Origin of the sequence: Polaromonas vacuolata (assembly GCF_012584515.1) — a bacterium.
GTDB classification, from domain to species: Bacteria; Pseudomonadota; Gammaproteobacteria; order Burkholderiales; family Burkholderiaceae_C; genus Polaromonas; species Polaromonas vacuolata.
On record NZ_CP051461.1, the window covers coordinates 151,748 to 164,053 of the forward strand.

General features: G+C 54.1%; 16 protein-coding genes. 12 read left to right on the forward strand and 4 right to left on the reverse strand.

What is annotated here, in order from left to right:
- Positions 1 to 29 precede the first annotated feature (29 nt).
- Together HC248_RS00705 and HC248_RS00710 are read left to right on the forward strand one after the other, a co-directional pair.
- Positions 30 to 695, forward strand: a complete 666-nt coding sequence (locus HC248_RS00705) for an ABC-type transport auxiliary lipoprotein family protein (RefSeq protein ID WP_168920811.1) — start codon at positions 30 to 32, stop codon at positions 693 to 695.
- The gene (locus tag HC248_RS00710; RefSeq protein ID WP_168920812.1) at positions 692 to 1,348 is read left to right on the forward strand and encodes a Crp/Fnr family transcriptional regulator; all 657 of its coding nucleotides are present in this window, start codon (positions 692 to 694) and stop codon (positions 1,346 to 1,348) included. The genes HC248_RS00705 and HC248_RS00710 overlap by 4 nt, the downstream gene beginning before the upstream one ends.
- 60 nt (positions 1,349 to 1,408) lie before the next feature.
- Here HC248_RS00710 and HC248_RS00715 read toward each other — a convergent pair whose 3' ends face one another.
- Together HC248_RS00715 and HC248_RS00720 are read right to left on the reverse strand one after the other, a co-directional pair.
- Positions 1,409 to 2,041, reverse strand: a complete 633-nt coding sequence (locus HC248_RS00715) for a MarC family protein (RefSeq protein WP_168920813.1) — start codon at positions 2,039 to 2,041, stop codon at positions 1,409 to 1,411.
- A complete protein-coding gene (locus HC248_RS00720) occupies positions 2,042 to 2,788 on the reverse strand; it encodes an SDR family oxidoreductase (protein ID WP_168920814.1) in 747 nt (248 codons plus the stop codon).
- Positions 2,789 to 2,943: 155 nt separating this feature from the next.
- Between HC248_RS00720 and HC248_RS00725 the strand changes: the two genes are divergently transcribed.
- Together HC248_RS00725 and HC248_RS00730 are read left to right on the forward strand one after the other, a co-directional pair.
- Positions 2,944 to 3,504 carry a 2-hydroxychromene-2-carboxylate isomerase gene (locus HC248_RS00725; RefSeq protein ID WP_168920815.1) on the forward strand — a complete coding sequence of 187 codons (561 nt, stop codon included), beginning with the start codon at positions 2,944 to 2,946 and terminating at the stop codon, positions 3,502 to 3,504.
- Between the two features lie 49 nt (positions 3,505 to 3,553).
- The gene (locus tag HC248_RS00730; protein WP_168920816.1) at positions 3,554 to 4,243 is read left to right on the forward strand and encodes a dienelactone hydrolase family protein; all 690 of its coding nucleotides are present in this window, start codon (positions 3,554 to 3,556) and stop codon (positions 4,241 to 4,243) included.
- A gap of 53 nt (positions 4,244 to 4,296) precedes the next feature.
- Here HC248_RS00730 and HC248_RS00735 read toward each other — a convergent pair whose 3' ends face one another.
- Both HC248_RS00735 and hemB read right to left on the reverse strand, forming a co-directional pair.
- Complete coding sequence (locus HC248_RS00735; RefSeq protein WP_168920817.1) at positions 4,297 to 5,412, reverse strand: magnesium transporter CorA family protein; 1,116 nt, start codon at positions 5,410 to 5,412, stop codon at positions 4,297 to 4,299.
- Positions 5,413 to 5,424: 12 nt separating this feature from the next.
- Positions 5,425 to 6,441, reverse strand: coding sequence for a porphobilinogen synthase (hemB, locus tag HC248_RS00740; protein ID WP_168920818.1), 1,017 nt, complete (start codon positions 6,439 to 6,441; stop codon positions 5,425 to 5,427).
- Positions 6,442 to 6,460: 19 nt separating this feature from the next.
- On the opposite strand from hemB, the gene HC248_RS00745 reads away from it, so the two are divergent.
- The 8 genes from HC248_RS00745 to rpsG all read left to right on the forward strand — a co-directional run bounded on the left by HC248_RS00745 (position 6,461) and on the right by rpsG (position 12,181).
- On the forward strand, positions 6,461 to 6,628 hold the full coding sequence (locus HC248_RS00745; RefSeq protein ID WP_168920819.1) for a hypothetical protein: 168 nt from the start codon (positions 6,461 to 6,463) through the stop codon (positions 6,626 to 6,628).
- 177 nt (positions 6,629 to 6,805) lie between these two features.
- Positions 6,806 to 7,234: a CopD family protein gene (locus HC248_RS00750; protein ID WP_168920820.1), complete on the forward strand. Its 429-nt coding sequence runs from the start codon at positions 6,806 to 6,808 to the stop codon at positions 7,232 to 7,234.
- A gap of 38 nt (positions 7,235 to 7,272) precedes the next feature.
- Complete coding sequence (locus HC248_RS00755; RefSeq protein WP_202882443.1) at positions 7,273 to 8,400, forward strand: VanZ family protein; 1,128 nt, start codon at positions 7,273 to 7,275, stop codon at positions 8,398 to 8,400.
- 100 nt (positions 8,401 to 8,500) lie between these two features.
- Positions 8,501 to 8,890: a (2Fe-2S) ferredoxin domain-containing protein gene (locus HC248_RS00760; protein ID WP_168920821.1), complete on the forward strand. Its 390-nt coding sequence runs from the start codon at positions 8,501 to 8,503 to the stop codon at positions 8,888 to 8,890.
- Positions 8,891 to 9,038: 148 nt separating this feature from the next.
- Positions 9,039 to 9,683: an alpha/beta hydrolase gene (locus tag HC248_RS00765; RefSeq protein WP_168920822.1), complete on the forward strand. Its 645-nt coding sequence runs from the start codon at positions 9,039 to 9,041 to the stop codon at positions 9,681 to 9,683.
- 55 nt (positions 9,684 to 9,738) lie between these two features.
- Positions 9,739 to 10,929 (forward strand): D-alanyl-D-alanine carboxypeptidase family protein, encoded by a 1,191-nt coding sequence (locus HC248_RS00770; RefSeq protein ID WP_168920823.1) that lies wholly within the window; start codon positions 9,739 to 9,741, stop codon positions 10,927 to 10,929.
- A 188-nt stretch (positions 10,930 to 11,117) separates the two neighbouring features.
- Entirely contained in the window at positions 11,118 to 11,495 is a 378-nt protein-coding gene (rpsL, locus tag HC248_RS00775) for a 30S ribosomal protein S12 (RefSeq protein ID WP_168920824.1), read from the forward strand.
- Positions 11,496 to 11,707: 212 nt separating this feature from the next.
- Positions 11,708 to 12,181 (forward strand): 30S ribosomal protein S7, encoded by a 474-nt coding sequence (gene rpsG, locus HC248_RS00780; RefSeq protein ID WP_168920825.1) that lies wholly within the window; start codon positions 11,708 to 11,710, stop codon positions 12,179 to 12,181.
- Positions 12,182 to 12,306: the final 125 nt, after the last annotated feature.

Below are 12,306 nucleotides of genomic sequence, written 5' to 3' on the forward strand. Positions count from 1 at the left end.
AGCCGCAGCCCGGCAGAACGGATCTATTGATGCAAACACCTCATCGTCGTAAACGGTTTTTAAGCTTGTTATGTGGGGCAGCGGTCGTTTTTCTCAGCGCTTGCTCGGCGCTGCCGGATAAGCCGATGCGTTCGCTAATGTATGACTTCGGTCCCGGTTTGGTGTCTGTCCCGGCAGCAACGCAAACACAACTGCCAGCGATTGCGCTGGAGGAGCTCTCAACCGTAGGCGGTGCTATTGACAACCAGAGCTTGCTTTATCGTCTGGCTTATACCGATGCGCAGCAACTGCGGCCCTACTCTCAAGCGCGCTGGACTATGGCGCCGGCGCAGCTGGTGCAGCAGCGTCTGCGCGAGACCTTGAGTCAGCGCCGCGCCGTGTTCAACGCAGGCGAAGGCGTGGCCTTAAACCGCAGCCAAAACGCAGTTTTGCCGCTAATACTCAAACTACAGTTGCAAGAGTTCAGCCAATTGTTCAGCACACCCGACGCCAGCGTTGGCTTAATACGCCTGCAGGCTACCTTGGTCGAGTTAACACCGGCAGGCGAAAAACTACTGTTCCAGCGCCTGCTGGTAGTGCAGCGCCCAGCACCGACACAGGATGCGGCTGGCGGCGCGAGCGCATTGGTTCAGGCCACTGATGCGGCGATTGCCCAGCTCGATGACTGGTTGCAAACGGCCAGAAGTCAGCCATGACAAGCCGCTTGCAGCAACAGTTGCAAGAAGCCGGGCTAACAGTTTTTAGCTGTTGTGAAAGCTTGGATTACTACGGCGCCGACTTGCTCAAGGTCGCCCCCTTGTTGCAAGACATGACCGCTGCTGAGGCTGACATTCTGGGCGCGGCCATGCTGCTAGTGCGCGCCCCAGCGGGTCAAGTGCTGATCCGCGAAGGTGACACCGGCGAGTGGATGATGTTGCTGCTCAAGGGCACGGTTGACATAACCAAGCGTATGGATGGTCAGCACAATAGCTTGGCAAAGCCTGCACTGGGCAACAGCCAAGAGCTGACTCAAGCGCAAAATCCAGATGGCGACCAAGATCAGCAAGCCGCCTTCTCGCGCATAGCTGTGATTCAGCGTGGCGCAGCGTTTGGTGAAATGTCCATGTTGGACAGCAACCCACGCTATGCCAGTTGCACCGTCATAGAGGCTGCAGAAGTCGGCGTGCTCGGCCACCACGAGATCGCCTTGCTGATTCGTGACCATCCCGCCGTGGGCGCCAAGTTGCTGGTCAAAATCACCCAGTTGATGGCGCAGCGCCTGCGCAATACCAGCAACCAGTTGGTGCAATTGCTGCGGGAGAAAAAGTCCAAGCGGCGAACCCAAGACAACACGGGTGAGGCGGCTTAATCAGGCCTTAGGCTTCAGGCCTCAAACATTTGTAACGCAGTGGCGGCGAAGCTGTTTTTTTTAGCTCTTGAGAATCGGGAACAGTTTGCCCAGTCCGTCCGCCATCACTTCGACGGCTAGCGCGGCGAGTATCAAACCCATGAGCCGCGTCATCACATTGATGCCGGTTTTCCCCAGCACGCGTGCAATCGGTTTAGCCAGCGAAAAGCAAATCGCCGTAGCCAAACCAATCACCACGCCGTAGCCCACCAGCATGCTGAGTTGAAACGCAGTACTGGCTTTGTTGGCGTAAATCACCACGGTAGAAATAGTCGCTGGGCCGGTCAGCAGCGGAATCGTGAGCGGCACCACAGCAATGCTGGCACCGCGTGCGGCTTTGGCTGCACCGTCTTCCATTTCATGCGTGTTGGGCTTGGCCTCGGCTGGCTGCGCGTTGAGCATATTCATAGAACTGGTGAGCAACAACATGCCGCCACCGACTTGAAAGCTGGCCAGTGAAATACTGAAAAATTCCAAAATCTTCAGGCCTAACAAGGCGCTGATGGCGATCACCACAAAGGCACTGAAAGCAGCAGTTATTACTGTGCTGCGGCGCTGCTCTTCTGAGAAGTCTTGCGTGTAGTGAATAAAAAACGGAACAATCGCCAGCGGGTTAACAATTGCCAGCAGCGTCACCAGTGGTTTGAAGTCCATTTAACGGCCTCCGGACACGTCGAGTAATGTGCCGGTGACGTAGCTGGACTTTTCATCCATTAGCCAGACGATGGACTCGGCTACTTCCTCGGCTGAGCCGGGGCGCTGCATAGGTACTTGAAAAGCCAAGTCTGTGGCGCGGTTGGGTAGGCCACCAGAAGCATGAATCTCAGTACTGATCAGCCCCGGTCGCACGGCGTTCACGCGTATGCCTTCACCAGCGACTTCGCGCGACAAGCCAATCGTGAAGCTGTCTATCGCGCCCTTGGCCGCGGCGTAGTCAACATATTGGCCGGGCGCACCCAGTCTTGCCGCCGCGCTAGAGACATTGACTATCGTGCCGCCCGCACCGCCGTAGCGAGTGCTCATGCGTTTGACGGCTTCGCGGGCACACAAGAAAGAGCCAAACACATTGATCTCAAACATTCTCTGCAAGCGCTCTAAGGTGATGGCATCGACGCGGGTGGTTTGGTCCACCACGCCAGCGTTGTTCACTAGCGCATGCAGGCGACCGAGTTTGGCGTCGACTTTTTCAAACATTGCCAGCACCTGCGCTTCTTTGGCGACATCGGCCTGCACCGTGATGGCTTGGCCGCCGCCAGCGCGTATTGAGCGCACGACCTCGTCGGCGGCTAGTGAATTGGCGGTGTAATTGACAGCCACCGCATAGCCTTGGGCGGCAGCAAGAAGGGCGGTGGCTGCGCCGATTCCGCGTGAGCCTCCGGTGATCAGAACTACTTTTGTCAAAACCTGTCTCCTGCAGATGTGGTCAAACCCGTGTAAAACGTGTCTGGCGTTAAAACGTCAAAGTATGCGCCTACTTGGCACATCGCAGACCTTGTTCTGCAATCTTGAGCGCGCCACCAGTGGTAGGCCAGCCACCATAAAAACGAGGAGACAAAATGATCACATCAATTGACTACTACTTCACGCCCCAAAGTCCTTGGGCTTATTTTGGCCATGCGCGGTTTACAAAAATGGCGCAGGCATCCAAGGCTAGTTTGCGTGTGCGGCCAGTCGATTTCGGTCGTGTCTTTCCCATCTCTGGTGGCCTGCCTTTGGGCAAACGCGCACCGCAGCGCCAAGCCTATCGACTGCTAGAGATGCAACGCTTTTCTGAGCAGCTCGCTGTGCCTATGAATTTGCAACCGGACTTTTTCCCGGTTCAAAGCGATGCCGCTGCGCGCTTGATTATTGCCGTTGATTTGCATGACGGCGCGTCAGCGGCGATGCAAATTAGCGCGGCTTTGTTTTCTGCCGTTTGGGTTCAGCAGCGCAATATTGCCGATGCAATAGTTCTGGCTGAATTGTTAGCCGATGTCCAAGCGCAATACGACGCCAATACCGACGCGGCTATCGCCGCCGGTGTGTTTGGTGCACCCAGTTATGTGCTCGATGGTGAGCTGTTCTGGGGTCAAGACAGGCTTGATTTTGTTGCCCGGCGTTTGAATGCGGGCGACTAATTTTTTTGGTTTTTTGGTTTTTTAATTTTTTTCAACAGGAGATTTTTTCATGGGTAATTTTGTAGAACTCAAGTCCGCAGACGGTTTCGTTTTTCCGGCTTATGTGGCTCAAGCAGCAGGCGCATCAAAAGGCGCAGTCGTGGTGCTGCAAGAAATTTTTGGTGTCAATTCACACATCCAACAAGTCAGCGATCGCTTGGCTGCACAGGGCTACTTGGTTGTAGCGCCGGCGACTTTTGAACGCGTTAAACCCGGCGTTGATCTGGGCTACACCGAAGCCGACATGCATGCCGGTATTGCACTGAAATCTGCTGTGGAGTCATTGCCAGCAAAAGGCGTGATGCCGGACATCCAAGCCGCCATTGATTACGCGGCTAAAACCAGCGGCGGCAAAGTCGCCATCATGGGTTTTTGCTGGGGCGGTTTGCTTACCTGGCGTTCGGCTTGCACCTTGACCGGTCTATCCGCTGCCGTGCCTTATTACGGCGGCGGCATGGTGGCACCGGCTGAAATTGCATTGCAACCAAAGTGCGCGGTGTTAGCGCATTTCAGCGACCGTGATCACTCGGTACCGATGGAAGGTGTGGAGGCTTTCAAAGCTGCGCAACCGCAGGTTCAAAGCTTTGTCTACAGCGCTGACCACGGTTTTAATTGTGATCACCGCGGTGCTTACGACGAGGCGGCGGCAACTGCGGCGCAGCAGCGCACATTGGCTTTCTTGGCTGAAAAACTGGCCTAATTTTTTAGTCTATTAGATGCTGGACCAGTCTGGTCCCGCATTAATGCCTTGGCCTAACGCTGGGCTTTTGCTAAGTATTGATTGCGCACAAATAGCAGCAATACAACCAAAACGATGAGCACCATTGCGGTAAACGTAACCCAAAAGCCTGCGGACGAATGGATCACTGGCATGAACTCAAAGTTCATACCGAAAAAACCGGTGATCAAATTGAGGGGTAAAAAAATGGCTGTTACCGCTGTGAGAGTTCGCATGATGTCGTTGGTGCGGTGGCTTTGCGCGCTAAAGTGCATTTGCACGGCGGTCTCTGCACTTTGCTCCATACGCCGCACATGGTGAACCACGCGTTCTATGTGTTCGAGCACATCGCGGGAGCGCACTTTTAGTAATTCGCGTTCGCGCCGACTGACTGGCGTATCGATGTCAGGCCATGTCTCGACTGAATCTATCCAGTCTTGCACTGCTGCACGTTGGTCTTCGCAGATCTCGTCGAGCTGGTGCAGCGCTAAGCGCGCATCCATGATGGCGTTCCAGTTGTTAAAGCGCGTGTTCGGGTTGAGCAGCTCGCTTTGCCAATGGTCCATCTGACGTGTGAGTTCGCGGCGTAATTCCAAGTAACCGTCGACCATTTGATTGACCACACGAAGCATTAAATCCGCCGGACTGCTGGGCAGCTTAACGCCGCTGGCGCGCGACTCGGCGCTGCTCGCATTGAGCAGGCGCAGCGCATAGGCATCGCGCACGCTGCATTCTGTGGGGTGGACGGTTAGCAGCAGATTGTCGAAGACGGCAAAGCCAACCGGGCTGGTGTCTATGCGCTTGAGCACCGGCGGGCCACCGCGTTTGCTGCGGGTATGCAGGGGCTGGCCGGGGCTGGCCATGTCGGCTTCAGATTGGCCGGCTGCGAGGCGACGAAACACCAGTACATCGTATTGCGAGGTGTAGTCGTAATGTGAAGGCAACTGGTTGTTGAGCAGGTCTGCGACATGCAAATCAAAGAGTTGCGTGCCGCATAGATTTTGCAGACAGGTTTGCATCTGCGACTGCAAAACCTCGAACTCCCGGCGTGCACAGGCAATCCAGACAAAGCCTTGCGGTGGGAGTTGCAGCGGCAACATATTAGTCTCGCTAATGAGATGACTATTGGCTGTGATGTGAAAAACGCGCATGTGTTTTTTGCTTTAGGCTTGGCGCAGTTTTCGTGCCGCGTCGATGGCGAAATAAGTCAGCACACCATCGGCACCGGCGCGTTTAAAAGCCAGCAAACTCTCCATCATCACTGCATCGTGGTCTAACCAGCCGTTGATGGCGGCGGCCTTTAGCATGGCGTATTCGCCGCTGACTTGGTAGGCAAAGGTGGGAATGCCGAATTCGTCTTTCACGCGCCGCACCACGTCGAGGTAAGGCATGCCGGGCTTGACCATCACCATGTCCGCGCCTTCGGCAATGTCCATCGCCACTTCGCGTAGTGCTTCGTCTGAGTTACCCGGATCCATTTGGTAGGCTTTTTTGTCGGCTTTTCCCAGTGTGGCGGCAGAGCCCACTGCATCTCTAAAAGGGCCGTAAAAGGCACTGGCGTATTTGGCGCTGTAGGCCATGATTCGGGTGTGTATGAATTTATTTTCTTCCAATGCGCGGCGAATCGCTGCGATGCGGCCATCCATCATGTCGCTGGGCGCGATGATGTCTACGCCGGCCTCGGCTTGGCACAGCGCTTGGCGTGTCAGCATGGCAACGGTTTCTTCGTTAAGGATGTAACCGTTTTCATCCGGTAGACCGTCTTGGCCGTGGGTGGTGAAGGGGTCTAGGGCGACGTCTGTCATCACGCCGAGTTCGGGAAATTGCTTTTTAAGCTCGCGCACAACCCGCGGTATTAAGCCGTCGGGATTGGTCGCTTCAACGCCGTCATACGTTTTGAGTGAAGCATCAATAACCGGAAATAAAGCCAGCACAGGAATGCCGAGTTCCACGCATTCGCGAGCCACTGGTAGCAACAAGTCCAAGCTCAGGCGTTCGACGCCGGGCATGGAGGCCACCGCTGCGCGCTGGTTTTGACCGTCGGTGACAAATACCGGGTAAATCAGGTCGTGTGCGCTGAGCGCATTTTCTCTAACCAAGTTGCGGGTGAAGCTGTCGCGGCGCAGGCGACGCGGACGGCCCATGGGGAAAGAAGCGAAGTTTGATGCATGTATGGTCATTCCTAAATTGTGACAAGCTTTGAAGTCAGCAGAAATTATTCGTGTGCATGGCCTTTTTGGTTTGGTTAATGGCTTTCAGCGACAGGCTCAACTTGATATAAAACCAAAGGCTTCACAATCTCGCGGCGCTGAATTTGAAAAATGCCAATACTTGATGATTTCAGTCAAATCAATTGCCAAGCTTTAAGCGCTATGGAAGAATTCGTTCGTGCATCGGTCTACGGCTTTTGCATCCCGCTTTTCCTCCCTGAGCGGGGCCTTTGCGTGTGACAGCAAAAAGGCTTACAAGCCCGGCTGACTTCGCGTTAGCCGGGCATTTTTTTGCTTATCTTCCAACTGCGTAGCAGTCCTCTACACTCGAGCAATGCTCTGGGTTAAATCACTTCACATCGTTTTTATTGCCAGCTGGTTTGCTGGTCTTCTTTACCTGCCTCGTATTTTTGTGAACCTAGCCATGGTCTCGCCAAGCAGCGTGGCTGAGCGTGACCGTTTGCTCTTAATGGCGCGTAAACTGCTGCGCTTTACTACCTTGTTGGCCTATCCTGCGCTGGCTTTCGGCCTTTGGCTTTGGCTTGGTTACGGTATCGGTCGTGGACCGGGTAATGGTTGGATGCACGCCAAGTTGGCGGCTGTGCTACTGGCGCTGGCCTACCATTTTTATTGCGCGCAATTGCTCAAAGACTTCATCGCCAACCGTAATCAGCGCGGTCATGTCTGGTTTCGCTGGTTTAACGAGGCGCCGGTGGTGTTGCTGCTAATCATTGTGGTGTTGGTGGTCGTTAAGCCCTTTTAGCTTGGGCTAGGACGGTGGCTAGATTGTCAGACGAAAACATTTCTACTCCGCTCGCCCCCGTATCGGCTCATTCGGCCGAGCAGGGAAGTACGGCTTTTTTGTTGGCGCTGTTTTGTATTGGCGTGATTGTTTATGCCAGTCTTTATCCGTTCAACGAGTGGCGTGACCAAGGCATTTCTCCGCTGCATTTTTTGTTCGCTGCGCTGCCCAAATACTGGACTGGCTTTGATGTGGGGATCAACATCTTGGGCTATGCGCCGCTGGGCTTTTTGTTAGCGCTTTTTTTCATGCGCCGCTTTGCTTGGCCAGTCAGCTTGGCGTTGCTCACGGGCGGTTTGCTCTCGCTTTGCATGGAGTCATTGCAAAGTTATTTGCCGTCACGCGTTCCCTCAAATGTGGACTTAATGCTCAATACGCTAGGCGCTTGGTTGGGCGGCTGCTGTGCTTGGCTGCTGCAAAAAACCGGTGTGCTCGATCAATTGAAGCGTTTTCGTGCGCGCTGGTTTTCGTTTGATGCGCGTGGCGCTTTGGTGCTGCTTGTGCTCTGGCCGGTGGCTTTGCTGTTTCCCGCACCCGTGCCGCTGGGTTTAGGTCAGGTTTTTGAACGCCTTGAAGTTGCCGTCGCTGAATTTTTAGAAGACACACCTTTTTTAGTTTGGATGCCCATGCGCAACCTTGATCTGCGGCCGTTAGTGCCTGGTGTTGAGTTGTTGTGTGTGGCCTTGGGTGCCCTGATTCCCTGCTTGCTGGCCTACAGCGTCATCACCACGGTTCGTCAACGTGCGGCTTTTGCGTTGTTGATGTTGTGTGCCGGTCTAGCGGCGTCCGGCCTGTCCGCCGCGCTGAGTTTCGGTCCGACGCACGCTTGGGCTTGGTTGGATTTACCGGTTCAAATTGGGTTCGGTTTGTCGCTGTTGCTGGCGTTGTTGGCTTTGCGCTTGTCTCGGCGAATGGCCGTAGCAATTGCACTGCTGGCGCTGGTGACGCATTTGGCCTTGCTGAATCAGGCACCCGCCAGCGCCTACTTCGCACAAACACTGCAAACTTGGGAGCAAGGCCGTTTCATACGCTTTAACGGATTGGCGCAGTGGCTGGGTTGGGCCTGGCCTTTTCTTGCCTTACTCTATCTGTTGGCGCGGCTCTCGCGGCGCGGTAGTGCGCGTTGACTTGGGTTTATCAACGCGCAAATTGATGTGTGTATGTTGTGCGCCGCGCCGATTGACTCGGCCTTCACCGCGGCTTTACAAGCGTCAGTAAAATCAAGCCATGACTTTAATCAGCGCCACTAGCGTTCCAACCAACATTTCAAGTACGCCCGCGAACGAGCCGACCTCGTATTACGAGCGACATATTTTCTTCTGTCTGAACCAGCGCAAACCCGGCGAAGAATGCTGCTCTGGCCAAGCTGCGCAGCAGGCTTTTGACCGCTGCAAGCAGCAGGTCAAACTCGCTGGCTTGTCAGGCCCAGGCCAAGTCAGGGTTAATAAAGCCGGCTGCCTTGACCGCTGCGCCGCTGGACCGGTGGCGGTGGTTTATCCCGAGGCGGTTTGGTATAGCTATGTGGACGAGGCCGACATCGATGAGATCGTCGAGTCGCATTTGAAAAATGGTCAGGTCGTCGAACGCTTGCTCACACCGCCGCATCTTGGTCGTTAACCAAGCCTAATGGCTTAGTAGCGCAATAGCGCTCAAGCTTGCGCTGTTTTTCGGCTTTTTAGCGTCGCTTCAACGTGGCTTCAACGTGCTTTAACGCACGCAGTTTTAAATTTGCGACATTCACACTCACTTGCCTAAAGGTCTACTTTTGAACGCTCAGACCCAAAAACTTGTCATTCCCGGCGCTGCTGGCGCGATAGAAGCGGCACTCGATTTACCGCCTGCAGGCCAGATTAATCGCGGCGTGGCGGTGATTGCCCATCCGCACCCTCTTTTTAGCGGCAGCATGGACAACAAGGTGGTGCAGACGCTGGCACGCGCTTTTGCCCAATCCGGCTGGACCGCTGTGCGCTTTAATTTTCGCGGTGTAGGTGGCTCTGCTGGTGAGCATGACGAGGGCCGCGGCGAATGCGAAGACCTGCTGGCAGTCGTTAATCATGTCGCTCCTGCAGGCGCTCTGTGTCTGGCTGGTTTTTCGTTCGGCGCTTTTGTAACCACACATGCATTTGCAAGCCTGCTCGCTGTGCGTGAGATTGAAAAACTGGTACTGGTTGGCACCAGCGTTAGCCGCGCGCCAGCCGCTGCAATTGATGCTGCTGCACACCTCAAAACTTTGGTGTTGCATGGCGAGCAAGATGATGTCGTGGCCTTGTCTGCTGTGCTCGATTGGGCTAGGCCACAGGCACTTCCTGTTACGGTTGTACCCGGTTGTGGACACTTCTTTCATGGACAATTGCCCTTGCTGAAGAATTTGGTGCTGCGCCACTTGGCCGTGCCTTCTGCGACCTCTTAGTTTTCGTTCTGGTTTTTGTTTTATTTCCTTTTTTGAGTCACTGGACACCCCCTCCATGCATCGCTTTTCCAAGACTGTTGTCAGCCTTTTTATTATTTCCTTTTCCGCTTTGTCGCCCAGCGCTTTCGCGCAAGCACCGCAACCGCCTGAGATCGCTGCCAAGTCTTATCTGCTGATAGACGTGACCGCCAACCAGATACTGGCCGCTAAAGACATCGATTCTCAAATGGAGCCAGCATCGCTGACTAAACTCATGACGGAGTATTTGGTGTTTGATGCCCTCAGGTCTAAGAAAATTGATCTGAAGCAAACGCTGCCAGTGAGCGAGCGAGCCTGGAAAATGCCTGGCTCGCGGATGTTTATAGACCCCAAAATGCAGGTGCCGGTTGAAGACCTGATCAAGGGCATGGTGGTGCAGTCGGGTAACGATGCGACCATGGCACTGGCCGAGGGCGTAGGCGGCACTGAAGCGCGTTTTGTGGAAATGATGAATGAGCAGGCCAAACGCTTGGGCATGAATTCAACCGCGTATAAAAATCCCGAGGGTTTGACCGAAACCGGCCACTCCACGACGGCACGCGACCTGAGCGTTTTGTCAATTCACTTGATGCAGGATTTCCCTGATTACATCGGTTACTCGGCGATTAAAAAATACCGCTATCCCGGCACGCCTGCGGCCAATGACACGAATCGCAATACTTTGTTATTTCGTGACCCGACAGTGGACGGCCTTAAAACCGGTCACACAGAAGCTGCTGGCTATTGCATGATCGCTACCGCCAAGCGCGATTTTCCTAATTTGGGTGCTGCTGGCGCACCCGGTGGCCGCCGCTTGTTGGCCATCGTGCTGGGCACGACTAGCGACGTAGCGCGCGCCAATGAGACGCAAAAGCTGCTCAACTGGGGTTACACCGCGTTTGAGGCGGTTAAGTTGTTTGATGCAAATCAGGCCGTGGTAACACCTAAAGTTTGGAAGGGCAGTAGCAGTACCGTCAAGCTCGGACAAACGCGCGCAATTGTGGTGGCTGTGCCGTCAGGTACCGCCTCTAAGCTGCGCACTCAAGTCGCCAGGCCAGAGCCATTGGTTGCGCCCTTTAAGCTGGGTCAGGCAGTGGGTAGCCTGAAGATCATGGCTGGAGACGGCGATGCAGTGCTGGCTGAAGTGCCGCTGCAAGTGCTGGAATCTGTCAGCGAAGCTGGCATTTTCGGCCGAGCTTGGGATGCAGTCAGGTTGTGGATTAAATAACCGCACCGGTTCTGAACGGCCTGTAAAGCCCGTACTTTGACCTGCACTGTGGTCGGATGTACGGGCTTTTTTATGCAGCTGATTTGTCAAAAGTCATGTACTGCTACACTAGAAGGCTTTTCTGTAATCTGAAGAAAAGTTTTTCACGTTTATTCTTATAGATCCCAAACGTTTAGGGACGTTTATACATGCCAACCATTAATCAGCTAGTTCGTCAGGGACGAGAAGTCGAAAACATTAAGTCCAAAAGCCCGGCAATGGAGAACTCTCCACAACGCCGCGGTGTTTGCACCCGTGTCTACACTACCACCCCAAAGAAGCCCAATTCCGCTCTGCGTAAAGTTGCCAAAGTGCGCTTGACCAACGGTTTTGAAATCATCTCCTACATCGGCGGCGAAGGCCACAACCTGCAGGAACACAGCGTAGTGCTGGTTCGCGGCGGTCGTGTCAAAGACTTGCCAGGTGTGCGCTACCACATCGTTCGTGGATCGCTTGACTTGCAAGGCGTGAAAGATCGCAAGCAGTCGCGCTCCAAGTACGGTGCTAAAAAGCCAAAAGCCAAATAAGCTCTGTCGGTTCGGATTTAAACTCCGCGCCAGAAAATGCCAGGCAAATAGTTGTCATAGCAAATTCAAAAAAAGGTGTTTGATGCATCAGGCAGATGCGCCAAACGAAGTGACCTAAGTGCAAATAGTTGTGCCGGTCGAGTAAGTGAGTGTTTAACTAACGCTCGCGGTGTTGTAAAAAACAATGCCAACTGAAGCAAAGAGGTGAAAAAATGCCACGTCGTCGCGAAGTCCCTAAACGTGAAATTCTTCCAGATCCTAAATTTGGTGATGTAGATCTTGCCAAATTCATGAACGTGATCATGCAAGGCGGCAAAAAAGCCGTCGCAGAGCGCATCATTTATGGCGCGCTCGAGTTTATTGAGAAAAAGAACCCAGGCAAAGACCCGCTCGAGGCTTTCCACATGGCTATTGGCAACATCAAGCCAATGGTTGAAGTGAAGTCCCGCCGCGTTGGTGGTGCAAACTACCAAGTTCCAGTCGAAGTTCGCCCTGTCCGTCGTATGGCTTTGGCCATGCGTTGGTTGAAAGAAGCAGCTAAAAAACGTGGTGAAAAATCCATGTCGCTGCGTCTTGCTAACGAGTTGATGGAAGCTACTGAAGGCCGAGGCGGCGCCATGAAAAAGCGTGATGAAGTTCACCGCATGGCCGAAGCTAACAAGGCTTTCAGCCACTTCCGCTTCTAATTCAAGAGATAGTCATATCACTACGCTACATTGATGGCTTGCCGGGCGTGGTCAGGAACTTTTTAAGCTCTTGACTCCTGCCGGTTCAACCCCAAATTCTGCCGGGTGTGCTGTTAAAAGCACAA